The 24,485-nt window shown below is 65.0% G+C and carries 28 protein-coding genes; 13 read left to right on the forward strand and 15 right to left on the reverse strand.

From position 1 onward, the window contains the following. Positions 1–510, reverse strand: coding sequence for a bifunctional 3-hydroxydecanoyl-ACP dehydratase/trans-2-decenoyl-ACP isomerase (gene fabA, locus BM002_RS09925; RefSeq protein ID WP_092779979.1), 510 nt, complete (start codon positions 508–510; stop codon positions 1–3). A 138-nt stretch (positions 511–648) separates the two neighbouring features. Between fabA and irrA the strand changes: the two genes are divergently transcribed. The 3 genes from irrA (at position 649) to BM002_RS09940 (ending at position 2,799) form a co-directional block, all read left to right on the forward strand. Next, a complete protein-coding gene (gene irrA / locus BM002_RS09930; protein WP_092779981.1) occupies positions 649–1,074 on the forward strand; it encodes an iron response transcriptional regulator IrrA in 426 nt (141 codons plus the stop codon). Between the two features lie 62 nt (positions 1,075–1,136). Further along, a complete protein-coding gene (locus BM002_RS09935; RefSeq protein ID WP_092779983.1) occupies positions 1,137–1,889 on the forward strand; it encodes an SDR family NAD(P)-dependent oxidoreductase in 753 nt (250 codons plus the stop codon). A gap of 25 nt (positions 1,890–1,914) precedes the next feature. Next, a complete protein-coding gene (locus tag BM002_RS09940) occupies positions 1,915–2,799 on the forward strand; it encodes an NAD(P)-dependent oxidoreductase (RefSeq protein WP_245749196.1) in 885 nt (294 codons plus the stop codon). Positions 2,800–2,871: 72 nt separating this feature from the next. On the opposite strand, the gene BM002_RS09945 is transcribed toward BM002_RS09940, so the two are convergent. From BM002_RS09945 to BM002_RS09965, 5 genes are all read right to left on the reverse strand, one after another. Next, positions 2,872–4,902, reverse strand: a complete 2,031-nt coding sequence (locus tag BM002_RS09945) for a molybdopterin-binding protein (protein WP_092779987.1) — start codon at positions 4,900–4,902, stop codon at positions 2,872–2,874. After that, entirely contained in the window at positions 4,890–5,366 is a 477-nt protein-coding gene (mobB, locus tag BM002_RS09950; RefSeq protein ID WP_092779989.1) for a molybdopterin-guanine dinucleotide biosynthesis protein B, read from the reverse strand. The genes BM002_RS09945 and mobB overlap by 13 nt, the downstream gene beginning before the upstream one ends. Further along, positions 5,363–5,962 (reverse strand): molybdenum cofactor guanylyltransferase MobA, encoded by a 600-nt coding sequence (gene mobA / locus BM002_RS09955; protein WP_092779991.1) that lies wholly within the window; start codon positions 5,960–5,962, stop codon positions 5,363–5,365. The genes mobB and mobA overlap by 4 nt, the downstream gene beginning before the upstream one ends. Beyond that, positions 5,959–6,561 carry a hypothetical protein gene (locus BM002_RS09960; protein WP_092779993.1) on the reverse strand — a complete coding sequence of 201 codons (603 nt, stop codon included), beginning with the start codon at positions 6,559–6,561 and terminating at the stop codon, positions 5,959–5,961. Before BM002_RS09960 ends, mobA begins: the two co-directional genes overlap by 4 nt. 61 nt (positions 6,562–6,622) lie before the next feature. Further along, entirely contained in the window at positions 6,623–7,450 is an 828-nt protein-coding gene (locus BM002_RS09965) for a formate dehydrogenase accessory sulfurtransferase FdhD (protein ID WP_245749197.1), read from the reverse strand. Positions 7,451–7,511: 61 nt separating this feature from the next. On the opposite strand from BM002_RS09965, the gene BM002_RS09970 reads away from it, so the two are divergent. Both BM002_RS09970 and BM002_RS09975 read left to right on the forward strand, forming a co-directional pair. Next, the gene (locus tag BM002_RS09970; RefSeq protein ID WP_425431842.1) at positions 7,512–8,204 is read left to right on the forward strand and encodes an AzlC family ABC transporter permease; all 693 of its coding nucleotides are present in this window, start codon (positions 7,512–7,514) and stop codon (positions 8,202–8,204) included. Further along, entirely contained in the window at positions 8,201–8,518 is a 318-nt protein-coding gene (locus BM002_RS09975) for an AzlD domain-containing protein (RefSeq protein WP_092779995.1), read from the forward strand. The genes BM002_RS09970 and BM002_RS09975 overlap by 4 nt, the downstream gene beginning before the upstream one ends. Positions 8,519–8,526: 8 nt before the next feature. Here the strand turns inward: BM002_RS09975 and BM002_RS09980 are convergent, their stop codons facing one another. Further along, positions 8,527–8,991, reverse strand: a complete 465-nt coding sequence (locus BM002_RS09980) for an Lrp/AsnC family transcriptional regulator (protein ID WP_092779998.1) — start codon at positions 8,989–8,991, stop codon at positions 8,527–8,529. Between the two features lie 133 nt (positions 8,992–9,124). On the opposite strand from BM002_RS09980, the gene ald reads away from it, so the two are divergent. Further along, positions 9,125–10,240 carry an alanine dehydrogenase gene (ald, locus tag BM002_RS09985; RefSeq protein ID WP_092780000.1) on the forward strand — a complete coding sequence of 372 codons (1,116 nt, stop codon included), beginning with the start codon at positions 9,125–9,127 and terminating at the stop codon, positions 10,238–10,240. A gap of 81 nt (positions 10,241–10,321) precedes the next feature. On the opposite strand, the gene mscL is transcribed toward ald, so the two are convergent. Next, complete coding sequence (gene mscL / locus BM002_RS09990; RefSeq protein ID WP_092780002.1) at positions 10,322–10,759, reverse strand: large conductance mechanosensitive channel protein MscL; 438 nt, start codon at positions 10,757–10,759, stop codon at positions 10,322–10,324. Positions 10,760–10,898: 139 nt separating this feature from the next. Between mscL and BM002_RS09995 the strand changes: the two genes are divergently transcribed. The 3 genes from BM002_RS09995 to BM002_RS10005 all read left to right on the forward strand — a co-directional run bounded on the left by BM002_RS09995 (position 10,899) and on the right by BM002_RS10005 (position 13,824). Continuing rightward, positions 10,899–11,600: a glutathione S-transferase family protein gene (locus BM002_RS09995; protein WP_092780004.1), complete on the forward strand. Its 702-nt coding sequence runs from the start codon at positions 10,899–10,901 to the stop codon at positions 11,598–11,600. A 222-nt stretch (positions 11,601–11,822) separates the two neighbouring features. Continuing rightward, a complete protein-coding gene (locus BM002_RS10000) occupies positions 11,823–12,104 on the forward strand; it encodes a hypothetical protein (RefSeq protein WP_139212328.1) in 282 nt (93 codons plus the stop codon). Further along, positions 12,097–13,824: a methyl-accepting chemotaxis protein gene (locus BM002_RS10005; protein WP_175484861.1), complete on the forward strand. Its 1,728-nt coding sequence runs from the start codon at positions 12,097–12,099 to the stop codon at positions 13,822–13,824. The genes BM002_RS10000 and BM002_RS10005 overlap by 8 nt, the downstream gene beginning before the upstream one ends. A 95-nt stretch (positions 13,825–13,919) precedes the next feature. Here BM002_RS10005 and pnp read toward each other — a convergent pair whose 3' ends face one another. Then, positions 13,920–16,058 carry a polyribonucleotide nucleotidyltransferase gene (gene pnp, locus BM002_RS10010; protein ID WP_092780010.1) on the reverse strand — a complete coding sequence of 713 codons (2,139 nt, stop codon included), beginning with the start codon at positions 16,056–16,058 and terminating at the stop codon, positions 13,920–13,922. A 278-nt stretch (positions 16,059–16,336) separates the two neighbouring features. On the opposite strand from pnp, the gene BM002_RS10015 reads away from it, so the two are divergent. Continuing rightward, entirely contained in the window at positions 16,337–16,909 is a 573-nt protein-coding gene (locus tag BM002_RS10015) for a hypothetical protein (protein ID WP_139212329.1), read from the forward strand. A gap of 72 nt (positions 16,910–16,981) precedes the next feature. Here BM002_RS10015 and rpsO read toward each other — a convergent pair whose 3' ends face one another. Beyond that, positions 16,982–17,251, reverse strand: coding sequence for a 30S ribosomal protein S15 (gene rpsO, locus BM002_RS10020; protein WP_092780014.1), 270 nt, complete (start codon positions 17,249–17,251; stop codon positions 16,982–16,984). A 248-nt stretch (positions 17,252–17,499) separates the two neighbouring features. On the opposite strand from rpsO, the gene BM002_RS10025 reads away from it, so the two are divergent. Beyond that, the gene (locus BM002_RS10025) at positions 17,500–18,573 is read left to right on the forward strand and encodes a calcium-binding protein (RefSeq protein WP_092780016.1); all 1,074 of its coding nucleotides are present in this window, start codon (positions 17,500–17,502) and stop codon (positions 18,571–18,573) included. A 289-nt stretch (positions 18,574–18,862) separates the two neighbouring features. After that, entirely contained in the window at positions 18,863–20,182 is a 1,320-nt protein-coding gene (locus tag BM002_RS10030; protein ID WP_175484862.1) for a calcium-binding protein, read from the forward strand. A gap of 66 nt (positions 20,183–20,248) precedes the next feature. Here BM002_RS10030 and BM002_RS10035 read toward each other — a convergent pair whose 3' ends face one another. The 5 genes from BM002_RS10035 to rbfA all read right to left on the reverse strand — a co-directional run bounded on the left by BM002_RS10035 (position 20,249) and on the right by rbfA (position 23,564). Continuing rightward, positions 20,249–20,764 (reverse strand): DUF1643 domain-containing protein, encoded by a 516-nt coding sequence (locus BM002_RS10035; RefSeq protein ID WP_092780020.1) that lies wholly within the window; start codon positions 20,762–20,764, stop codon positions 20,249–20,251. 47 nt (positions 20,765–20,811) lie between these two features. Further along, positions 20,812–21,312 (reverse strand): hypothetical protein, encoded by a 501-nt coding sequence (locus BM002_RS10040; protein ID WP_092780022.1) that lies wholly within the window; start codon positions 21,310–21,312, stop codon positions 20,812–20,814. A gap of 184 nt (positions 21,313–21,496) precedes the next feature. Continuing rightward, complete coding sequence (gene truB, locus BM002_RS10045) at positions 21,497–22,396, reverse strand: tRNA pseudouridine(55) synthase TruB (RefSeq protein ID WP_092780024.1); 900 nt, start codon at positions 22,394–22,396, stop codon at positions 21,497–21,499. After that, on the reverse strand, positions 22,396–23,127 hold the full coding sequence (locus BM002_RS10050) for a phosphodiester glycosidase family protein (protein ID WP_092780026.1): 732 nt from the start codon (positions 23,125–23,127) through the stop codon (positions 22,396–22,398). The genes truB and BM002_RS10050 overlap by 1 nt, the downstream gene beginning before the upstream one ends. Then, a complete protein-coding gene (rbfA, locus tag BM002_RS10055) occupies positions 23,124–23,564 on the reverse strand; it encodes a 30S ribosome-binding factor RbfA (protein WP_092780028.1) in 441 nt (146 codons plus the stop codon). Before rbfA ends, BM002_RS10050 begins: the two co-directional genes overlap by 4 nt. Before the next feature lie 110 nt (positions 23,565–23,674). Here rbfA and dapB point away from each other — a divergent pair, with 110 nt between their 5' ends. Further along, on the forward strand, positions 23,675–24,484 hold the full coding sequence (dapB, locus tag BM002_RS10060) for a 4-hydroxy-tetrahydrodipicolinate reductase (RefSeq protein ID WP_092780030.1): 810 nt from the start codon (positions 23,675–23,677) through the stop codon (positions 24,482–24,484). The last annotated feature ends 1 nt before the right edge of the window (position 24,485 follow it).

A 24,485-nucleotide genomic window follows, 5' to 3' on the forward strand; every position in this document is an offset into this window, starting at 1 on the left:
TCAGCTCTCGGAGAGAGCGACTTTCATGTCTTTGACGATATAGATGACTTCGCCGTCGGCCTCGACGATCCCGTCGGCCACGCCCATGGTCAGGCGACGGGTTTGCAGGGCCTTGGTGAAGTCCACCTTGTAGGTGAGTTTCTTGCGGTCTGGCCGGACCATCCCGGTCAGCTTCACCTCGCCCACGCCGAGCGCATAGCCCCGTCCGAGCCAGCCGCGCCAGCCCAGATTGAAACCCGTCAATTGCCACAACCCGTCGAGGCCGAGGCACCCGGGCATGATCGGGTTACCGGGGAAATGGCAGTCGAAGAACCAAAGGTCCGGCGTTATGTCGAATTCGGCCACCACATGGCCCTTGCCGTGCAGACCGCCGTCGCCCGAGATATCCGTGATCCGGTCCATCATCAGCATCGGGGGCGCGGGCAACTGGGCATTGCCCGGCCCGAACAGCTCTCCGCGGGCGCATGCAAGCAGCGCGTCACGATCGAATGTCGTCGGATACTGGCCCATCTTACCCCCTGCCAATCTTTCTGCCCCTCTATCACCGCATGTTTCAGCCTCGCAACCCTGCGTGCGCGCAAGGCCGCGTCATTCAAAGACGGTGAATCCGTTTGAAAACCGTCACCATCCGGCCCTATATGGTGACCAATGACCACGACAGACACAGCCCGCAGCCGGGGCGAGACCTGGCTGGCCCGTGCCGACCTGCGCCCAACACGGCAGCGGGTCCTGCTGGCGTCGTTGCTTGTGGGCGATGGCCGCGACCGGCATGTGACGGCGGAATGGCTCCACGACGCGGCCCGGCAATCGGGCGACAAGGTGTCGCTGGCGACCGTCTACAACACCTTGCGCGCCTTTTCCGAGGCGGGCCTGGTGCAGGAGATCACGGTCGACGGAACCGGATCCTATTTCGACACGAGGCTCGACGATCATCCGCACTTCTATTGGGAAGACGACGGGCGGCTGACCGATGCGGGCCACGAGGCGATGAAGATCGTCAACCTGCCCGACGTGCCCGACGGCATGGAAATCGCCAAGGTGGATGTCGTCATCCGGTTGCGTCCCAAAGCCTGACGCGCCTAGGGTGCGATCCCGCTATGCCTGACACATACCCCTGATACCGCACCGGAGTTCCCATGTCCGAATTCGCCTCCTATCCGTCGCTGCGCGGCAAGACCGTCATGATGACCGGCGGCGCATCGGGCATCGGCGCCGAGATCGTGAAGGCCTTCGCCGCTCAGGGGGCGAAGGTCGGCTTCCTCGACATCGACGCGGACGGGGCGGCGCGCATGGCCGAAGGCCTGGACGGCGTGACCTTCGAGGTTTGCGACCTGCGCGATATCGACGCACTGCGCGCCGCATTCGCGGCTCTGCGCGACCGGATCGGCGGGGCGGATGTTCTGGTGAACAATGCCGCCCGCGACGACCGCCACGACTGGCGCGCGGTGACGCCCGGCTATTGGGACGAGCGGCAGCACACCAATTTGCGGCACATGTTCTTTGCCATTCAGGCAGTGGCCCCCGACATGGCGACCAAGGGCGGCGGGTCGATCATCAACATGGGCTCCAATTCCTGGTGGGAGGCGGGCGGCGGCTTTCCGGCCTATGCCACCGCCAAGGCCGCCGTCCACGGCCTGACCCGGACCATGGCCCGCGAATTGGGCCGCGACCGTATCCGGGTCAACACCGTGGTGCCCGGCTGGATCATGACCGAGCGGCAGAAGGACCTCTGGGCCACGCCCGAGGCGCTGGAGGCGCATCGCAAGCGGCAGTGCCTGCCGGACCTGATCGACCCGGTCTATGTTGCGCGGATGGTTTTGTTCCTTGCGTCTGACGATGCCAAGATGTGCAGCGCGAACAACTACATGGTCGAGGCAGGCTCGATCTGAGCGGCATGGCCGAAGGGAGGACGACATGGAAAAGATCGGATTCGTGGGCGTGGGCCTGATGGGTCACGGGATGGCGGCCAGTCTATTGGGGGCGGGCCATCCACTGACCGTCATCGCGCACCGCAACCGCGCACCCATCGAGGACCTGGCGGCCAAAGGCGCGGCCGAAGCCGACGATCTGGCCGCCCTGGCGAAGGCATCGGACATCGTCCACATCTGCGCCCCCGGCTCGCCGCAGGTCGAGGGCATCGTCGAGGTCCTGCTGGCCAAGATGGCCAAGGGCGGGGTGATCGTCGATTGCTCCACCTCGAACCCGGTATCGACCAAGATACTGGCCGCCAAGGCCGAAGCAGCCGGATTGCACTGGCTTGATGCCCCGTTGGGCGGCACCCCGGCGCAGGCCGCGACCGGAGAGCTGGCGGCGATGGTCGGCGCCCATGAGGCGGTGTTCGACCGGGTCAAACCGGTGATCGCCACCTGGGCCAAGACCATCGTGCGGATCGGAGGCCCTGGCGCGGGGCACACGATGAAGCTGCTCAACAACTTCCTCGCCATGGGATACGGCGCGCTCTATGCCGAGGCGCTTACGCTGGCCGAGAAATCGGGCGTGGGCACCGAGATGTTCGACAGCGTGATCCGGGGAAGCCGGATGGACTGCGGCTTCTACCAGACCTTCATGGGCTATGCCGTGGATGGGAACCGCGAGGCGCACAAGTTCACCCTGACCAATGCGCTCAAGGACATGAGTTATCTGGCCGCAATGGCGGACGGGACCGGCGTTGCGAACCCGGTGCAGGGGGCGGTCAAGAATTCCTATGCGATGGCCGTGAACACGGGCGGGGACGGACCCGAGGATTACGTGCCGCACCTTGTGGATTTCGTCGCCAGGGCGAACGGCATCAAACGTTGAGAGGTCCGGGGGCCAGCCCCCGGATCCCCGGAGTATTCTGGAAGCAAAGAAAGACGCGTTCGCAGGGCGCAGTCAGCCGAGGCCGAGTTCCGAGAAGGGGATGTAGCGGACCGGCGAGCCCGGTGTGACTTTGGCGGCGGAGTCGGGCAATTCGACGAAGCCTTCGGCCCAGGACAAGCCCGAGACGCGGCCGGATCCTTCGGAGGGGAACACTTCGGCCCGCCCCTCGCGCAGGCGTGCACGCAGGATTTCGGTGCGGCCGGCTTTCTTTGACTTGGTGAAGGCGGCGGGCACGACCAGCCCCGTGGGACGCCGCCATCCCGCCCCGGCCATGGCGAGCAGGGCCGGGCGTGCAAACAGGGCGGCGCAGGTAAAGGCGGCGACGGGGTTGCCGGGCAATCCGAAGAGCGGCGTGCCGTTCCAGGTGCCCAGGGCCAGAGGACGGCCCGGTTTGATGGCAATGCGCCAATGCGCGAGGGTGCCGCGCGCGCGGATGAGACGGGAGAGGTGGTCTTCGTCGCCCGCACTGGCACCGCCCGATGTCAGGATCGCATCGACTTTCGCCGCGTCGAGCATGGTCGCCAGACGGGTCGCGTCATCGGGGGCAGTTCCCAGATCGACCGGCGTCAGCCCCCATCCCCGCATCATCGACAACAGCATCGGCCGGTTCACATCGGCGGTTCCGGTAGCACCGCCGGGGGCGGTCAATTCGTCGCCGGTGCTGAGCACCCCGACCCTGAGGTGGCGGCGGACGGGCAAGGTTCCGTGGCCTGCAGCGATGGCAAAGGCGATGTCCGTAGACCGCAGGATCGTGCCCGCCGACAGGACAGCTGCGCCGGGGGCCACGTCTTCGCCAGCGGGGCGGGTGTTGGCCCCGGCCTTCGGGATCGCCTTGAGGTGCAGCAGATCATCCTGCACATGCGCGTCCTCTTGGAGTGCGACGGTATCGACGCCGGGCGGCAGCGCAGCTCCGGTCAGGATGCGCAGGGCAGAGCCAGCGGCCACGGTACCATCGAAGGGATGGCCCGCGGCGGCGCGACCAGGTTGGACGGGGATGCCGCCGGGTCGCAGGGTCGACCGGGCGAACCCCCACCCGTCCACGGCGGCATTGGCGGCGGGTGGATTGGCGCGGAGCGCGGTCAGATCGGAGGCGAGGATTCGGCCCGTCGCATCGCCGATGGCGACATCTTCGGGCGTACAGACGCAGGTCGCGCCCTTGCGGAGCGTCTCCAGCGCCACATCGACCGGCGTCCAATCGGTTCCCGGCGGCAGGGCAAAGCAGTTGGACGGGGGCAACACGCCAAGGATCCAGCCTTCCTCGGTCGCCACCCGGTCCGCATCGTCCTGCACACCCGGCGCCGTGAACCAGTCGCGGCTGGCCCCCCGCAGGGCCCGCGCCGTTGCGATGACCTGACCCGCATCCTTTATCGGGTGATCGGCGGGGGGCTGGAGACTGGGGTAGACCTCGACCAGAAGACTGTCGCCTTCGGGCAGGCGAAAGCCGGTTTCCTGCGGCCAGACGCGCAGGGACGGGTGTCGCCTGCGAAGACCCGCAAGGGCGGCCTGGCCCACAAGGCTTTGTCCCCCGACGGATCCGGTGGTGAACAGCTTCAGCACGGACTGGGCGGAGGTGGCAAACCCATCGACCACGCGGTGATCGGGGATTCCGTGACCTTGGCGCAGGCTTCCCTTTTCGGGCAGGTCGGGATGGTCATGCGTCGCGGGCCGCCCCCAAAGGGGACCAACACCGGGGAAGGCGCGGTTGATCGCCTCGGCCACGGCGAAGCGGTTGTTGGCGTTGTCCGGCCCGTCCGTGATGCGCGCGGCGAGCCAGTCCCAGACGGCCAGGGCAGAGACCTCTCCGGTCAGGCGTTCGGCAAAGCCGACGGGGTACCCCATGGCGAAGTCGAAACCGAGGAGGGTGCGGTGGCCCTGCGAAAGCCATTCTTCGATCCAGGCCAAGGCCGTGGCACGGGTCGGAAAGTATTCGACCGCTTGGGTTCCGCGAAGGTCGGCACAGACCCAGATCGCGTCCTTGCGGGGGGTCTTGCCGGTCGGCTTGGCCGCCGATGACCAATCGGCCACGAGGATCAGATCGAACACAGGAAATCCGCAATCGCAGGAACGTCGTCAAGGTCGAGGACAGGCTGCGCCACCCCCGGATCGCCCTGTGCTGCCACCGCCAGGATCGAGGGATCGGCACGTGCCAGGGGCGGCTGACCGATGTCGGGCCGCCAGACCTCGATCCGCGGATGATCTCCGTGTTTCCAGCCTTCGGCCAGCACGACGTCGCAGGGGGCGAGGCGGGTCAGAAGCTGGTCGAGACTGGGCGGCGCCGAAAGCTCTTCGAGCAGGGCAAGGCGATGATCGGTGGCCAGCACGACCTGCGCGGCCCCCGCCATCCGGTGACGGTGGGTGTCGGTGCCCGGGGTGTCGAGGTCGAGCGCGTGATGCGTGCGCTTCAGCGTGCTGACCCGCAGACCGCGTGAGGCGAGTTCGGCGACAAGGGCCACTGTCAACGTCGTCTTGCCCGCGTTCTTGTGCCCGATGATGCCGCGCAGGATCATGTCATCACCTCTGCAGTTGCCAGATCTTCCGGCGTGTTGATGTTGAAGAACGGGTCCCAGGGCTCGGTCGGGAAGATCGCCAAAGCCGCCTCGTGCCGGTCGGTCCAATGCAGGATCTTGCGCGTCCCGCCCGCCAGCGCCTCTCGCAGATCCTTGCGCAGTGCAACGGGCCAGAGGCCGAAGGTCGGCTGCGGCCATGTCCTGTCGCCCTCCCGCGTGGCGGCGAGGGCAAGACCGGACGGCCCGGCGGCCTCCAGCAGACGCGGGACCAGATCGCGCGGCAGGAAGGGCGTGTCGGCCGCCGCCGTCACGATATGGGGAACCCCGAGGGTCGCGGCCCAGTCGAGGCCGACCAGAACTCCGGCCAAAGGCCCCGGATGGTCGGCCACGGTATCGGGCAGAACGGGAAGGCCTAGATCGGACCATCGGTCCGGATCGCCGTTGGCGTTGAGCGCCAGGCGGTCAACCTGCGGGGCGAAGGCATCGATGACATGGGCAATGACGCTGCGCCCGCCAAGCGGCAGACGCCCCTTGTCACCGCCGCCCATCCGCGTCGCCTTGCCGCCCGCAAGGATGAGGCCATGGGGCTGAATCATCGGAAACGAGCCGGGAGCAGCGTGACTTCTTCCACAATGCCCCGCGGGTTCACCAGCGCCCGCATCAGGATCGGACCCCGATGATTGTTGCGCGACTGACTGACCGGGCTGCGACCGATTTCCGGCAGCCCTGTGGCCAGACGAATGCCGGTCAGATCACCGCCGGCAACCACGCCCGCGCCGCCGATATAGGGGACAAGTCGCAAGCTGTCGTCGTCATCGAACCGCATGGCCTTCATCCACGCCGCCACAAGCCGCCAATCGCCGATCAAAAGCGCGATCGTGGACAGGCAGAACTCATGCTCGGCAAGCGAACGCGGACGCCAGAGCGCGTAGCTGCGCGGATCGGCACCCTGTTCATCGACGTTGAGATTGCAGGACACCAGAGGCTCGGTCGCGGGTACCCGCAGGCCTTCGGGAAACGGATCGGTCTGGGCGCGGCATCCAAGCTCGGGTAGGCATCCTTCGGGGAAACCGGGGTCCGACCCGGCACCAGAAACCGAGGATCGGAAACCGACCAGGTCCCGGGCCGTCAGCGAAAAGACCGCTACGTAACCGGCAAACAGGATGCATACGGCGATGATCGCCCGCAGGATCATCGGGGTGCCCCGATTTGCATGAAGGGCCGCGACTCGGGATCTTTCCGGTGACGATCATCAATCATGGCGCGTCCCACACCATCCGCTCCTCCCCGCTCAGACAGACGAAGCGGCTCCCCTTGAGGCGGCCGATGACGGTGAGGCCGACCTCGCGCGCGATTTCCACCCCCCACGCCGTGAAGCCGGAGCGCGAGACGAGGGATGGTATGCCCATCAGAGCGCATTTTATCACCATCTCGGAGGTCAAACGGCCCGTGGTATAAAGCGTCTTGTCGGAGGGATCGGTCTGCGTCACCCGCATCCAGCCCGCCAGCTTGTCGACGGCATTGTGGCGTCCCACGTCTTCGAAATAGGCAAGGGGATCGGGCCCCTGGCACAGGCAGGTGCCGTGGATCGCCCCCGCCTCGAGGTAAAGGCTCGGTGTGCGGTTGATGGCGACCGACATCGCCCGCAGGTCGGACACCCGCAGCGGCGTGGCGGGCAGGGTCAGCCCCGCGAGCCCCTCCATCATGTCGCCGAAAACCGTGCCCACGGCACAGCCGGATGTGCGCGTCGCGCGGGCCAGCTTCGCCTCGTGATCCGTCTCGATTTCCGTGCGGACGACCACGGTGTCGAGTTCCGCGTCATAATCGACGGCCGACACTCTGTCGGACGCGCGCAGCATCCCCTGATTGGTCAGAAACCCAAGGGCCAGCCATTCGGGATGATCGCCGATGGTCATGGCCGTCACGATCTCGCGCGCATTCAGATAGATTGTCAGCGGACGCTCCTCGACCACACGCAGGTCGATCGTCGCGCCGCTTTCGTCGACGCCCTGGACCGCGCGGGTCAGGCGGGGCGCGGTCGGGTCGGGCGCGACACGCAGGGTGGCGGGGATGACAGTGGACACTTGAGACCTTCGGAAACGGCGCTTAGGACAGAGTGTCCGCCACGAACACGGGATGCAAGCAGTGCCAAGCGTATTCCGCAGCCCGTTCCGAAAGGGATTGGCGGCAGGGTTTCCCTTCATCGTCATCATCGTGCCGTTCGGGGCGTTGTTCGGCGTGCTGGCCGCCGAAATCGGCTTGCCGATCGCGCAGATCATGGGGTTTTCCGTGCTGGTCATCGCAGGCGCGTCGCAGTTCACGGCGGTGCAGCTGATGGCCGACGGTGTTCCAGCTGTTGTTGTCGTGCTGTCCGCGCTCGCGGTGAACCTGCGGATGGTGATGTATTCGGCGGCCATGGTGCCGCATCTGGGGTCAGCGCCACTCTGGCAGCGGGCCATCGTGTCCTACCTGTTGGTCGATCAGACCTATGCGATTTCTGCCGAAGTCTTCGAGGAGGAACCCGCCTGGAGCGTTGCCGACAAGGTCGCGTTCTTCGCGGGAGTGGCGGTGCCGGTCTTTCCCGGATGGGTCGGCGCGACCTGGGCGGGGGCCGTACTGGGCGCGCAGGTCCCCGAGGGATGGCAGCTCGATTTCGCCATGCCGCTCGCCTTTCTGGCCCTCGTCGGCCCGATGCTGAAGACCCGCGCCCATGTCGCCGCGGCCTTCGTCTCGGTCGTGGCGGCGCTGCTGTTTGCCTGGGTGCCGTGGAACCTGGGCCTGATCATCGCGGCCTGCCTCGCCTTGTTGACCGGTGCCGAAGTGGAGCGACGGTCATGAGCACGGCAGGGGTCTGGGGCATCATCGCCGCCCTCGGGGTGCTGACCTATCTGACGCGCTTCGTGTTCATCGGAATCGTTGGCGACAGGCCCTTGCCGCCCTGGCTCCTGCGCCATCTGCGCTATACCGGCGTGGCGGTTCTGCCCGGGCTGGTCGCCCCCCTGGTGGTCTGGCCCGAGGCGACGGGCGGCACGCCCGACGCGGCGCGCCTGCTGGCCGCCGCCGTTGCCCTGGGCGTCGGTGCATGGCGGCGCGATGTCATCCTGGCCGTCGTCGCGGGCGGGCTTGTCATGGCGGGCTTTTCCCTGCTCTGACCCCTGCCTTAGACCGGCAACGCCGTGGTGTTGAACACCGTCTTGAGGGCGAAGGACGACTGCAACTTCGCCACCCCGGGCAGCCGCGCGAGGTGGCGGCGATGGATCGTCGCGAAATCTTCTGAATCGCGGGCGACGACCTTCAGGAGGTAGTCGTAAGACCCCGTCATCAAGTGACATTCCAGAACGTCCGGGATGCGCGCCACCGCCGCCTCGAACGCGTCGAGCACGTCGTCGGCCTGGGTCGACAGGCTGATCTCGACGAAGACCGTCGTGGGCCGCCCGACCGCACGCGCATTCAACAGGGCGACGGTGTTGCGGATCACGCCCGAAGCCTCCAGCCGCTGCAACCTGCGATGGCAGGCAGAGGGCGACAGGTTCAGCCGCTCGCTCAACTGTGCCGCCGTGAGTCGGGCATCGCGCTGCACCAGGCGCAGCAGCCGGGCATCCGTTTCGTCGATGAGGGCATCCATGAAAATTTTTCCCGGTATTCTTCGTATCGATGCAAATTTCTTGCGCACCATTTCGATTTCGCGCCCCTGATAGAGACGAAACCCCGCATCGTCACGCCTAAATTCCCCGCAATCACGCACAGGGAGTCTCAAAATGCTGATCGGTTGCCCCAAGGAAATCAAACCACAGGAATTTCGCGTCGGGATGACACCGATGGCCGCGCTCGAAGCCATCGCGCATGGCCATGATGTGGTAATCGAGACGAACGCCGGAACCGGCTCGGGCTTCGACGATGCCCAATACACCGCCGTCGGCGCGAAGATCGTCGATACCGCCGAGGAAGTCTTTGCGACCGCCGACATGATCGTGAAGGTCAAGGAGCCGCAGGCCGTCGAGCGGGCCCGCCTGCGCGAAGGGCAGTTGCTCTTCACCTATCTGCACCTGGCCCCCGATCCCGATCAGACCAAGGACCTGCTGGCCAGCGGCGCGACCTGCATCGCCTATGAAACCGTGACCGACCGGGCCGGCGGCCTGCCGCTTCTGGCGCCCATGTCCGAAGTCGCGGGCCGTCTTGCGCCGCAGGTCGGTGCCTGGACGCTGCAAAAGGCCAACGGCGGACGCGGCGTTCTGTTGGGCGGCGTTCCGGGCGTGGGCCCCGCACAGGTCGTCGTCATCGGCGGCGGTGTCGTCGGCACCCATGCGGCCAAGATCGCGGCGGGCATGGGCGCGGACGTCACGGTCCTTGACCGGTCCCTGCCCCGCCTGCGTTACCTTGACGATGCCTTCGGCGGCACCTTCCGCACCCGCTTCGCCAGCGCCGGCAACACCGCCGAGCTGGTGATGGCGGCCGACATGGTCATCGGCGCCGTGCTGATCCCGGGGGCCGCCGCCCCCAAGCTGGTCAAGCGCGCGGACCTCGGCCACATGAAGCCAGGGGCAGCAATCGTCGACGTCGCCATCGATCAGGGTGGATGTTTCGAGACATCGAAGGCCACGACCCACGAAGACCCGATCTATGAGGTCGACGGGATCATGCATTATTGCGTGGCCAACATGCCGGGCGCCGTGGCCCGCACCTCGACTCTCGCCTTGGGCAACGCGACTTTGCCGTTCCTGCTGTCGCTGGCCGACAAGGGTTGGAAACGGGCCTGCGCCGAGGACGTTCACCTCAAGAACGGTCTGAACGTCCATGCCGGTCAGATCACCTATGCCGCCGTCGGCGAAGCGCTCGGGATGAGTTCGGTCAGCGCGGACAGCGTTCTGGCCTGAGTTCGGATCAAACGCCCGCCAACTGGCCATGAAAAAGGGCCCGCCGACATCGGCGGGCCCTTAGGCATTTCAGGTAGTAGATCAGGCCGCGCCGCGCTTCAGGCTGTCGCGGATCTCCAGAAGCACATCGAGCTCCGACGGACCCGTTTCGACTTCCGGGGCCACATCGTCGGGCTTGACCGCTGCGGACTTCAGTTTGTTGACCATCCTGACCAGCATGAAAACCACGAAGGCGATGATCAGGAAGTTGATGCAGGCCGTAACGAAGGCTCCGTAGGCAAAGATTGCCGCGCCGCTTTCGCGGGCCGCATCGAGACCGACACCGTCAGCCACTTCGCCGGACAGGACGAGATACATGCTGGTGAAGTCGACGCCGCCCAGGATCAGGCCGATGATCGGATTGATCAGGTCGCCGACCAGGCTTGAAACGATCGCGGTAAACGCTGCGCCGATGATGATGCCGACCGCCAGGTCCATAACGTTGCCCTTGGCGATAAAATCCTTGAATTCGTTGATCATGTTGGTCCCTCAGTCATTCTGATCCCCCGTAGGCCCGGTTGGACATACGCGCACACGTTCTGTCAGATTGTGCACGAATGTCACCCGTTTTGTTTCGCAAATGCTCCTGTAGGCTGGAGTTGCAACCAAAGGAGGCCCCATGGCCGATTTCTCCGCCTTTCCGATCACGCAACGCTGGACCCCGCGCGACCCGAGTGTCTTGCAATTGTTCAGCTTTCCGACCCCGAACGGCGTGAAAGTTGCCATCGCGCTCGAGGAATTGGGCCTCCCCTACGAGGCGCACCGCGTCACGCTGTCCGATGCGGACGTCAGGTCGCCCGAATTCCTGTCGCTCAGCCCCAACAACAAGATTCCCGCGATCATCGACCCCGATGGCCCGGACGGCGAACCCATCGGCCTGTTCGAAAGCGGCGCTATCCTTCTGTATCTGGGCGGCAAGACAGGCCGTCTGATGGGTGCCGATTCGGCGTCTTCGGCGAAGGTCACGCAATGGCTGATGTGGCAGATGGGCGGGTTGGGACCGATGCTGGGTCAACTTGGGTATTTCGCCAAGTTCGCGGGGGCACAGATCGAAGACCCCCGCCCGCGCCAGCGCTACACCGACGAAGCGCGGCGTCTGCTGAGCGTCCTGTCTGGCGCGCTCGGAGACCGGGAATGGCTCGTCGATGACTTCTCTATCGCCGACATCGCCATCGCCCCATGGCTTAATGCGTTGAATTTCTACGGGACCAAGGACGCCGTCGGTTGGTCGGACTTCGACAACCTGGACAGCTATCTGAACCGGTTCATGGCGCGCGATGCGGTGAAGGTCGGGATGGTGACGCCCCCGCGCGAAGGCTAGCCCGATGCCACCGCCAGAACCGCGGAAACGAAAAATACCAGTGCTGCGGACATGCAGGCGATTTCGATACGAACCATCATTCGGCCAGTGTCGCCAAGAAGGTTTAACCGTCGGTTAACAAGCGACGCTGAACGCCGGATTTTGGGCGTTCAGTGTTTGGAAAGATTCGGCTGCTAGCCAGCTGCAATGAAATCGAACCATCCCCGCTTTGCCCGTGCCGTCATGCTGGCCATCCCCGTCATCTGGGGTGTGTCCGCCGTCGCGGCGCTGCCCCGGGCGAATGCGGGTAACCCTGTCCTGGTGATCGCCTGGCCGGTCGGCGCTTCCGCCGACAGTCTGATCCTTCGCGCCGGCGGCTATGGCATTGGCCTTGATGCCCCTCCGCTGGGAAAACTTGGTCACTCTCAAGACGCTGATTTCATCGACCGTCTCCGCGCACTGAAGCCGCTTCTCCTGCTCGATGCCAACCGTCTTCCCAGCTTTCTATGTGGTGCAAATGTCTGATTCTGAAACTCACGCTCATTCCGTAGTTGTCGCCGGTCAGCTGCTGGTTGCATCCATTGCGGCATCGCCTGTGATCGCGGGCGCCGCCTGGATCGCGGGTGCCAACATCTTGTGGTGCCTTGGGCTGTCTCTGGGTCTGACGGGCATCGGATGGCTCGTCCGCCATCTGGACAGCAGATTTGCACCCGAGATCGGCGCCCTCACCATCGTGGGTCAGGTCATGGTCTTGACGCTGAGCCTGGCGGGCCATCCTTGGCAGCTTGAAAGCCACATGTTCTATTTTGTGGCGTTCGGCGCCGTGGCGACCATGTCGAATGTGCGGCCGCTTCTGCTCGCCGCAGGCGCGGTCACAGCGCAACATGTCGTCATGGCTCTTGTCGTCCCGGGTCTATTGTTCGGAAACACAACGCTCATTCTGGGCCTCGAGCGCGTGGCGGTCCACGCCGCAGCAGTGGTCATGATGGTCGGCTACCTTGGGCATTCGATCAAATCGCGCAACAGGCTCGCGCGGGCAACGCGGTTGGGTCAACAGGAAGCCTTGGCCGCCGCCGCCCGCGCTCAGGACTCCGAACAGCAGGCCGAGGCAGCGCGCCTGGCAGCCGAAGCCGCGCGTGAAACAGCGGAAGCCGCGCGCATGGAAACGGAAGCGGCCCTCGCAGAAAACGCCGCCGAGCGGGAACGCGCCGACGCAGCCAGGGCCGCAGCCGCGGACGTTCGCAGGCATGAGGAATCGCGCCGTGTCGCCGAGCAGGAAACCCAGGCTGCCGTGATCGCGAACCTCCGCGCCGCGCTGGCGGACCTGGCCGAAGGCAACCTCGAAGCCCGGATCACGGACGATCTGCCGGAGGGCTACGAAGACCTTGCCGCCTCGTTCGACAGGGCAGTCACGTCGCTTCAATCGGCGATCCGCACCATCCGTGATACCTCCGACATCATAAAGGGCGACACGGCGGAAATCGCATCCGCCTCGCAGGATCTTTCGCATAGAACCGAGGCACAGGCGGTCACGCTCGAGGAAATCACGCGCTCCACGGAACAGCTCACCGCCTTGATAGGCGCGACCGCGGACGACGCCATCTCTGCCGAGACGGTCATGGTCACGACCGGGTCCGAAGCGGAAGGCGGCGCACGGATCATGGGCCAGGCCATCTCGGCGATGGCCGAGATCGAAGCCTCGTCCAACGAAGTCCGCAAGATCACGTCGATGATCGAGGATATCGCCTTCCAGACCAACCTGCTGGCCTTGAACGCAGGCGTCGAGGCGGCACGTGCGGGGGATGCAGGCCGTGGATTTGCGGTCGTCGCCTCCGAGGTGCGGGCCCTGGCACTCAGGTCCTCCGAAGCCGCGAACAGGATCAACGCCCTGATTGCCGAGTCGGGGGAACAGATCGAGCGCGGTGTCGCGCTGGTTCACGAAACCGGCGGAGCGCTCCAGAAGATCATCGAATCCGTCGGGCAGGTCACGATCCGCATCAGCAAGATCGCCGTGACCTCTGACGAGCAAGCGAAAGGCGTCGGCGGGATAAACGGGGCGCTTCGCGAACTCGACACCGTTTCGCAAAAGAACACCGCGATGTTCGAAGAGACGACCGCCGCATGCGAGACGCTGCGACAGACGGCTCAGACGCTCGCCGCGTCCGTCGAAACCTTCACTGTCGGACGCGCGGACATGGGGCGTGCCGCGCCGCGGGTCATCGGCCCAAGATCGAACGCCGCCTGAAAAATCTGAGACCTCGCGACGGTCACGCGATCCAGGTCGGAACGAAAAAGGGCCCCGCACAACGGGGCCCTTCAAACCGAAATCAATGCGTCGGATCACTCCTCGGCGGCGTCTTCACCAACCAATTCGGTGCCCGATTCCTGATCGACCATCTTCATGGCCAGGCGCACCTTGCCACGATCATCGAAGCCCAGGAGCTTGACCCAGACTTCCTGACCTTCCTTGAGCACATCGGACGGATGGTTCAGGCGGCGATTTTCGATCTGGGACACGTGGACCAGACCATCGCGCTTGCCGAAGAAGTTCACGAAGGCGCCAAAATCGACGATCTTCACGACCTTGCCCTTGTAGACCTTGCCCTCTTCCGGCTCTGCCACGATCGAATGGATCATGTCATAGGCCTTCTGGATGGCTTCGGCATTGGCCGACGCGATCTTGATGATACCGTCGTCGTTGATGTCGACCTTGGCACCCGACGTCTCCACGATCTCGCGGATCACCTTGCCGCCAGACCCGATGACTTCCCGGATCTTGTCGGTCGGGATCTGCATCGTTTCGATCCGCGGGGCATGGGCCGAGAACTCGGTCCGGCCCGCAGTCAACGCCTTGGCCATCTCGCCCAGGATATGCACGCGTCCGGCCTTGGCTTGCTCCAGTGCCTTTTCCATGATCTCGGGCGTGATGCCCGCTACCTTGATGTCCATCTGGAGCGACGTGATACCCGCCTCGGTCCCGGCCACCTTGAAGTCCATGTCGCCGAGATGATCTTCGTCGCCCAGGATATCCGTCAGGACGGCGTAGTCACCGTTGTCTTCCAGGATCAGGCCCATGGCCACACCCGCGACCGGCGCCTTGAGCGGAACACCCGCGTCCATCATCGACAGCGAACCGCCACAGACCGACGCCATGGACGACGAACCGTTCGACTCAGTGATCTCGGAGACGAGGCGGATGGTGTAGGGGAAGTCCGTCGCCGACGGCAGAACCGCCTGCAACGCCCGCCACGCCAGCTTGCCGTGGCCGATCTCGCGACGACCCGGAGGTCCGAAACGACCGACTTCGCCGACCGAATAGGGCGGGAAGTTGTAGTGCAGCAAGAAGTTGGAACGGAAGTTGCCATGCAATGCATCGATGATCTGCTCATCGTCGCCCGTCCCGAGCGTGGTGACGACCAGGCCCTGGGTTTCGCCACGGGTGAACAGCGCCGACCCGTGGGTCCGGGGCAGCAGGCCCACTTCGGAGACGATCGGCCGCACGGTGTCGAGCGCACGCCCGTCGATCCGCTTGCCGTTCTTGACCACGTCACCGCGCAGAACCGAAGATTCCAGCTTCTTCAGGGCGGTGCCGAGGTTTGCATCCTCCAGCTGCTCTTCGCTCAGCTTGGATTTGATCGCATCCTTGGCGGCGGACACCGCTGAGGTCCGCTCCTGCTTGTCGGTGATCGCATAGGCCGAGCGCATCAGGTCTTCGCCAGCGGCTTTCACGGCGGCGAACAGCTCCGAATAATCGGGGGCCTGGAAATCCATCGGCTCCTTGGCGGCGTCTTCGGCCAGGGCGATGATCAGGTCGAGGACCGGCTGCATCTGCTCGTGGCCGAACTTGACGGCGCCCAGCATCTCGGCTTCCGACAGCTCGTAGGCTTCGGATTCGACCATCATCACGGCGTCCTTCGTGCCGGCGACGACCAGATCGAGGCGCTGCTCGGGGTTGGACTTCAGGCCCTGCATGTCGTCGACTGACGGGTTCAGGATGTAGTCGCCATCCACGAAGCCGACGCGCGCACCGGCGATCGGACCCATGAAGGGTGCGCCCGAAATCGTCAGCGCGGCCGAAGCGGCGATCATGGCGACGATATCCGGATCGTTTTCCAGATCGTGGGACAGCACGGTGCAGATGACGAGGACTTCGTTCTTGAAGCCGTCAACGAACAGCGGGCGGATCGGGCGGTCGATGAGGCGCGAGGTCAGCGTCTCTTTCTCGGTCGGGCGGGCTTCGCGCTTGAAGAAACCGCCCGGGACCTTGCCCGCAGCATAGTATTTTTCATTGTAGTGTACGGTCAGGGGGAAGAAATCCTGACCTGGCTTCGGCGCCTTGGCATAGGTGACGGCGGCCATGACGCTGGTTTCGCCATAGGTGGCGATGACGCAGCCGTCGGCCTGACGGGCAATCTTGCCGGTCTCGAGGGAGAGGGTGTCATGGCCCCACTCCATCTCTTTTTTAACGATGTTGAACATGTCGTATCCTGTCTGACGCCCGCTGGCCCCTGCCAGTGCGTCGTTGAATGGCGGCCCCATTGCCGCCGACCCCTGTTCCTTTGCACGACGCCGGGGTCGGTGCGTCACGTCTCAGATGTGGGGCCTCTAGCGGGTTTTTCGCACGATGAAAAGGTGGCGCGCGCGGCACCGCCCCGCAATCTCCGCGATCCCGGCGCAGGACGGCCATCGAATCGGCACGGACCTGTCGCAGGGTCCTCGGGCCATTAACCAGAATAGCCGCAGGCAGGCCCGAAATGATGCAGTTTTCCCAAGTGAAACGCGATCCGGCCAAAGCTGCCGGAACTCCGGTCACGGCCATGGTCAACGTCAAGGTGCAGGACTTCATGCGCCAGGACTATTTCGACGAACCCTTGAAACGGTTCATGGCCGAAGTTGGCGCAGGCCAAGTGCTCAGATGTCGATCGGTCGAGGGAACGGCCCAGGACGGCGTCGCCTATTGCGAATTCGAGTTTCTCGTGATCGCCACCCTCGAGGGCACGCTCGACTCCCTCGTGAGCGAGCTTCAGAAGATGGGCGCGCCCAAGGGATCGCTGTTGATCGATCCGACAGGTCGGCGTCGCGACCGGACGTTTGGCAAAGCCGAGGGTCTGGCGCTTTACCTTCCCGACAACACGCCGATCCACGACCTGATCGAGCGTCTGGAACTGACCCTCGCCGACAGCGGCACCGATGGCGCGTTGTTCGACCATTGGGACGGCCCGGCCGGTCAGGCGGTCTATTTCTATGGCCGCTCCTATGACCAGATGGCGGCGTCCATGGCGTCCGTCCTGCGCGATGGGCCCCCATACAAGATGAGCCGTATCGCTTGAAACGACGATCTCCTGAACGAACAAGGCCGCGTCCTGGAACGCGGCCTTTTCATCTTCAGTTCCGGACTGTGATCAGCGACGGATGCCCAGGCGCTTGATCAGGTCCTGATAGCGGGCCTCGTCCTTGGCGCGGGCGTAATCCAGAAGCTTGCGGCGCTGTGCGACCATCATCAGAAGGCCACGACGGGAGTGGTTATCCTTCTTGTGGGTCTTGAAGTGCTCTGTCAGCGTGGCAATCCGCGAGGTCAGGATCGCAACCTGAACTTCGGGCGAACCGGTGTCGCCTTCCTTGGTCGCGAATTCCTTGATGAGGCGGTTCTTTTCTTCGACGGTAATCGACATCGGGGTCTCCTGTCTGGTTGAGGGATGGCACAAGCCGGGATGTCGTCCAGCAGGGCCCTTGGAGTAGACGCGCCGCCTACACCGGATTGATCGACGATGGAACCCCTTCTGTCGGATCGGCTGCACCGAGCGGCGCGTTAACCCATTTACGAAGTCTCGCTGTGGGAATCATGCCGTTTCTGATAGGAATCATGGCAATGTTCACTCCTCGTTCCACCCTTCGGCGCACGTTCTGAAAAGGTCCAGCCATGCTCATGATCGCAGGTCTGATTGGTCTTTTCGTGTCCGGCGTCATGGTTGCCTTTCCGCTGACGTCCACCGATGCGGACGCCGACGATTCGGATACATCCCCGGAGGTCGAGGTCGAAGGCAGCCCGGCCGCCGAGGGATCATCGTCGCCACTCGAGGAGGCGCTGGACCTTAGCAACCAGGGGGTCGATTCGGCACCCGATGACGATGGCGCGATGTTCGACGACATCATGCCCGAGGGCGGCCCGGACGACGTGATGGACGGCACAGAGGTGACGGACGCCCCGGCCCGCGATGCAATCGGCGGGGACCATGTCACCGACGCGATCCAGGGATCCTGGACACCGCCCGTCACGGAGACGGGCGATGCGCAGCTCGGGTCCGGAACTGACGACCGGATCCAGGGTGGCGCTTCGGATGACCTCCTGTTCGGCGATGACGGCGCGGACACCTTGTCGGGCCGCGGCGGCCGCGATTTCCTGAGTGGCGGGCCGGGCAACGACAGCCTTCTGGGCGGTGCTGGCGACGATGAATTGCACGGCGATGTCGGCGACGACACTCTGGAAGGCGGCGATGGCGACGACCTTTTGTCCGGCTACGACGGCAACGACCTTCTTGTCGGGGGGGATGGCGATGACCGACTGTTTGGCGGCGAAGGGCAAGACACTCTGGTTGGCGGGGCGGGCAACGACATCCTGGATGGCACCGTCCTGCGTGACGACAACGGGACCGACAGGGATGGGGCGGATCGACTTGTCGGCGGCACCGGCAACGACACTTTGGCAGGCGGCTTCGGGGACACGCTTGTCGGCGGGATCGGCAACGACGTCTACCTTTTCCGCGCGCCTTCGGCAGCAGCCCTCGAGGCGGACAGCGCCCTTCCGATGGTCGAGGATTTCGACCTCTACGAGGATCAGATCGAAATCACCTATTCAGGTGAAACCGTCCCGACCGTAACCTTCGCCGCAGAACCGGGGGCGACAATCGTTCTTGTCGACGGTACGGCAATCGCCCGGGTTGCCGACGTCGCATCGCTTTCGGCGGACCACATCGCATTGGTCCGCGCCGACTGAACCCTGACCCCACGACAGACAGATCCGTCCCCGGCTTGGCATCGGGCAATACTGCCCTGACTCCCCACTTGGGCAAAGCCAGTGGCGCGCGGTCCAGCAACCGTTAACCATGAACGCGAAACAATCGGGTCAAATCTGGATAACTGTCACGCAAGCCATTCCGTTTTCGTTTTTTTCTTGGCATCGCTGCGGCTTTCCCGCGTCATTTTGCTGGCGATTCCGGTCAACACATCGATACTGGACACGACGACAGGGGGGATTCTGTCTGGTTTCTTTTGCGGAGAATGAAATGACTGGTCTGCTGGCAATTGCGGGAGCGCTTCTTCTTGGGAGCCTGGTTTTTCTATTGGACGATGGCGACGACCCGGCGCCGACCGGTGTCGATGAAGACGGCACCGACGGTGACGACATCCTCGAGGGAACGCCCCGGGCCGACATCCTCGATGGACTTGACGGAAACGACGCGATCCGCAGCCTCGGGGGCGACGATAATGTCTCCGGTGGTGCTGGCAACGACCTGATCAACGGCGGCGGCGGCAATGACGTCATCGATGCTGGCGACGGTGATGACACCGTCTTTGGCAATGTCGGCGACGACGACATCTTTGGCGGGCTCGGGAACGACTTCCTTGGGGCCAATGAAGGGGCGGATACGGTCGACGGCGGCGAGGGCGACGACACCGTGATCGGCAATGGCGGCAACGACCTTCTCGACGGCGGCGATGGCAACGATTCCATTCGCGGTGACGACGGCGACGACACGATGATCGGCGGCCTCGGCAACGACAGCCTGTTCGGCGGGTTCGGCGACGACCTGATCGAAGGCGGCGACGGGGATGACGAAGCCGGTGGCGGCGCAGGCGACGATACGGTTGACGGCGGCCTTGGCAACGACGTGGTCGCCGGTGCCGTGGGGGCCGATAGCCTGAGCGGCGGCGACGGGGACGACACGGTCGTCGGTGGCTTCGGTGCCGATACGATGTCGGGTGGCGAAGGCAACGATCGACTGAACGGCGAAGAGCAGGACGACGTCATCGATGGGGGCAACGGCGACGACTTCCTGAACGGCCAGCGCGGCAACGACGATCTGACCGGTGGTGCCGGATCCGATACACTGCTCGGCGGCATCGGCGCGGATACCTTGCACGGCGCCTCGACCGAAGCCGGAGACCAGGATTCGCTCAATGGCGGATCTGGCGACGACCTGATTATGTTCGGCGACGGCGATACCGTCACCGGCGGCACGGGCGCGGACGAGTTCGCCATCGTGGTGAGCGAGACGGGCGACGGACCGGCCACGGTGACCGATTTCGATCCGGCAGAAGACACGCTGTCGGTGACCTTCGACAATGGTGGGGACGACATGGCGGCCGCTCCGGTCGTCACCGTGACCGACCTGCCCGATGGCACCGGGGCCGAGATCGCCGTGGGCGGAACAGTCGTCGCCGTTGTGACAGGGGCCCAGGGGCTCGACCCGGCACTGATCTCGGTCACCGGGACAGACTTCTCGGCGGAGCCGGTGGAACCGGCGGCCGAGGACCCCGTGGAAGAGCCAGTCGCGGAAGTGCCTGTCGTCGAAGCGCCGACGGGCCCTGCTGCGCTGTTCTGACCGACGGACCAACCGACCAAGACGGCGGCTTCCACTTCGGAGCCGCCGTTTTTTATTGCGCGGGTCTCAGCCTGCCTGCCAGGGCATGGGCTGCACGGCGTAGCCGATATAGAGCGGATGCTTCGGGTGACCGTCCTTGGACAGGCCGAGCGTCATCAGCGACAACCCCTTGGCGCGCAGCATCGCTTCGACCCGCACCCCGCGCGACAGATGCGCCCCATGGGTCCCCCAAGCGCAGATGACCCGGTCCGCCCAAAGCGCCGCCTCGACGATGGCCGTGTCGTTGGCCACCCCGCCAACCGGATCCTCGCAGGACCGCATGTCGCGCGGATCGGTGGCGCGAAAGGCGAAGATGTTGGTCACACGGAACGCCCCGTACCCAAGGGCCCGCGCCCGCCGTTCGCATCGCTCGACGGTCGGATCATTGGCCAGTTCCGTCGCCGTAGAAGGGTTGAGCATCACGAAGTTGATCCGCCCCCCGGTAGTGTCCCAGGTGCGGATCAGGTCGTAGCGATAGCGCTCGTCATCGGAATAGATCGCGACCGATGGCGCATCGCCCTTGGTGAAGCTGCGGGTAATCATGCCCCGCGATGTGCCAGTCCCCAGGCGGGGATGGCAAGGGTCAGGCGTCAGGCCAAAGTCGGCTGCGCCGCCAGGGCGACGCGGGGCAGACGCACCTCGATCACCGCGGCGGCCACAAGGGCAAAGACGATATGCCCCCAGAGCGCGACCCAGGTGATCCCGCTGAAGCCGAGGAAGGCGGGATTTCCGGCAACGAGATGCGCCATCACGTAGAGGGCGAAAACCCAGAGCGCCACACCATAGACAGTCGCCACGACCGACCAATGCAACCAGGGCGTGATCCGGGCCGCCACCGGACGCGCGATCAGGAAATAACCCAGGGGATAGGCCAGAAGACCGGTCAGCGTATGGAGCGTATGGGCGGCACCTGCGGGCACGTCCCCGAACACGGTGGCAAGGGTCTGTTGTGCAAGGCCAACGGGGGCGAGCTTGGCGAAGCCTGCAAGGGGGGAGAGGCCCTGACCGAAGAGGTCGAAGGCGATGGTGGCGAAGGCGCCGGCAATCAGGATGGTCCAGGCCGTCTGCGCGCGGGAAGCAAGGTCAGTCATTGTGCGAAATCCTATGGAATTGAGGGAGCAGATAGGCGCTCCGTGTTGCCATCAGACTATCCAATCGGAGGTTGCCGCGGCAGGCCCCTCACGCAGAGGTCAACGGACAAAGGCCCGACCCGGGATTTCGTGATCGACTGAAACAATTGGACTGATAGACGCGGACCGAGCCGTCCCGGATGTTTCAGATCTGGAAGACTTTGGTCGGATGCAGCGCGCCAGCCCGATAGACGCCGACCGCAATCGCCTGCCCGCCGTGCGAGGCCCAACAGACGTCACCATAGCTTGCCCCGGTCAGAACCTCGCCCGGGTTGCCATGCTGCAACCGACTGGCGGCGGCGGCGGTGACCGCGACTTCGGGGATGTCAACGAGGCCCAGTTCCAGAGGCCTCAGATGGGTCAGAAGGTCGGGCGTGCGGGCCAAGGCCTCGATCTGATCCATCGACAACCCGTCTTCGGCGCGAAACGGACCCGACCAGACACGGCGCAGCCAGGCGACATGCCCAAGACAGCCAAGCGCCTGCCCCAGATCGCGGGCAATGGACCGCACGTAGCCGCCCTTGCCACAGACCATCTCGAGCTCCGCGCCATCGGGATCCTGCGTTACGACCTCAAGCCGCTCGACAAAGAGCGGACGCGCGGCCAGGTCCATCTCGATCCCCTCGCGCGCCAGGTCATAGGCGCGCTCCCCCTCGACCTTGACGGCCGAGACCTGTGGCGGAATCTGCTGAATGTCGCCACGGAAGGCGGTCAGGGCCGCCTCGACCTCTGCCGGATCGGGACGTTGCTCGGACGTGGCGATGACCTCGCCCGAAGCGTCGTCTGTCGCCGTGGCCGCCCCCCAGGTGACGCGAAACCGATAGCATTTGAGCGCATCGGTCACGAAGGGCACGGTCTTGGTCGCCTCGCCCAGGGCAATGGCCAGAACGCCCGTCGCATCGGGGTCGAGTGTCCCCGCATGCCCGGCCTTCTGCGCCTCGAGTGCCCACCGAACCTTGCCCACGACCGAGGTGGAGGTGATGCCCGCCGGCTTGTCCACGATCAGCCAGCCGTGGACCGGGTTGCCTTTCTTGCGCCGTCCCATCAGCCCGCCTCGCGCGCGGTCACGGAGAGGATCGGCCCCATGGGAAACCCGCCGTCGGACCGGCCCATGACTGGCGCATGAAGCCGCGACACCGACCCGTCGAGGAACAGCGCATCGGACACGCCCAACACGTCGCGATAGAGCGTCGCCATTTCGTGGAACGTCACCGGCTCGTCGGAAATCACGAAATAGACCGTGTCACTTCCGGGGCTGACGCCGACCCCATTGCGAAATTTGCGCGACGTGCTGTCGGGCAGGAAACGCGGGTGCAATTGTCCGCCGATGACCAGCATCGGACCCGATTGCGTGGCGGAAATGCAGGGGCGGGGATTGTCGGCGAAGGTCCGCGATTCGACGACCTGGGCCCGGTCCGCCTCGACGCAGAACACGCCATTGGGCAGCAGGCCGAAGTTTCCCGGCCCCTCGCGCGTGACGAGGCCGGTCGATTGCACCCCACCTTCGATGTAAAGACCGACGGGGGCGCGATCCGGGTGATACATCCCGGCATTCATCGCAAACAGGATCGGGCGGTCCGTCGATGTCTGAAGTGCGTCAAAGGAACCGAGAGGCGCGCCGGAGGCATCCGCCAGCCGCGTCTCGATGACATGTTGATCCACCTGCGCGGTGCAGACGGTGAAATCGCGGTCCCGGTGTTCGACCGGTCGGCACTCCTGTGCCGACGCCACAGCACCGCACACCGCCAGAAGACAGGCCAACACCACAGCCTTCATGCGTCGCGATCCTCGCCATCCGGGGTCTCGTCGTCGCGGTCGGGTGCGTTGATGTCTCGCTGAACACGCTCGTCCGCGAACATGCGGCGCGTGTCCTCCAGTCGGTCGAACGTCTCGTCCACGCGGAAGCGCAGGTCGGGCGAATGCTTCATCGTCACCTCCCTCGAGATGGCGCGGCGCAATTCGCCCCGGTTGCGCTTGAGTGCCTCGATGGCGGCCTGCGGATCCTTGCCCCCGAGCGGCATGACCCAGACCGTCGCGATCTTCAGGTCGGCGGTCACGGTCACTTCGCCCACGGTGATGAGCATCGACAACAGCTCTTCATCGTGGATTTCGCCGCGCATCAGAACGTCCGACAAGGTTCGGCGCAGCAATTCACCCACCCGCAACTGCCGCTGCGATGGTCCCTTGCCGCTCTCGAAACGGGATTTTGCCATTCTATGCCCTCCTGGAAGGCAGGCAGATATTTGCACCCGGCCCCGGGCGCAAGCGTTGCATGGCGGCGGCCCTTGGACCAAGAGGAAGAGCGACAGATGGGGGAAAGACGATGGACAGACCGGGGATCGTGGTCATGGGCGGCTCCGGCCGCATGGGTCGGATGCTGTGCGAGGTGATCGCGGCATCGGACGCTGCCCGGCTGGTCGGCGTGACCGAAGCACCGGGCCATCCTTGGGCCGGGCACGACCTGGGCGAAATGCTTGGCGGGGCGACCAACGGCGTGCCCGTGACGGATGATCCGATTTCCGTGGTCGCGAATGCCCAGGCGGTCATCGACTTCACCACGCCCGCCGCGACGCTGGCCATGTCGGACATCCTGAAGGGGTCGGCGGCGGCCCATGTCATCGGCACGACCGGCCTGAGCGTCGACGATATCGCCAGGCTGGACAGGGCTGCGAGCCGCACGACCATCGTGCGGGCCGGGAACATGTCCCTTGGCGTCAACCTGCTGACCCAGTTGGTCCGTCAGGTCGCCGCCGCCCTCGACGAGGATTACGACATCGAAGTGATCGAGGGGCACCACCGTCACAAGGTCGACGCGCCTTCGGGCACCGCCCTCATGTTGGGCGAGGCGGCGGCAGCGGGTCGCGGCGTCGCGCTGGACGCGGTCGCAGACCGGGGACGGGACGGCATGACCGGGGCCCGGACGCGCGGCGCCATCGGGTTTCACGCGATCCGGGGGGGCGACATCATCGGTGAACATGATGTTCTGTTCGCCGCCGACGGGGAACGGATCACCCTGCGGCACGTGGCCTCCGACCGGTCCGTCTTTGCGCGCGGGGCCCTCAAGGCCGCGCTTTGGGCCCAGGGCAAGAACCCTGGCGCCTACGATATGCTGGATGTCTTAGGCCTGCGTTAAG

Source organism: Jannaschia pohangensis (genome assembly GCF_900113875.1).
Classification (GTDB): Bacteria; Pseudomonadota; Alphaproteobacteria; order Rhodobacterales; family Rhodobacteraceae; genus Jannaschia; species Jannaschia pohangensis.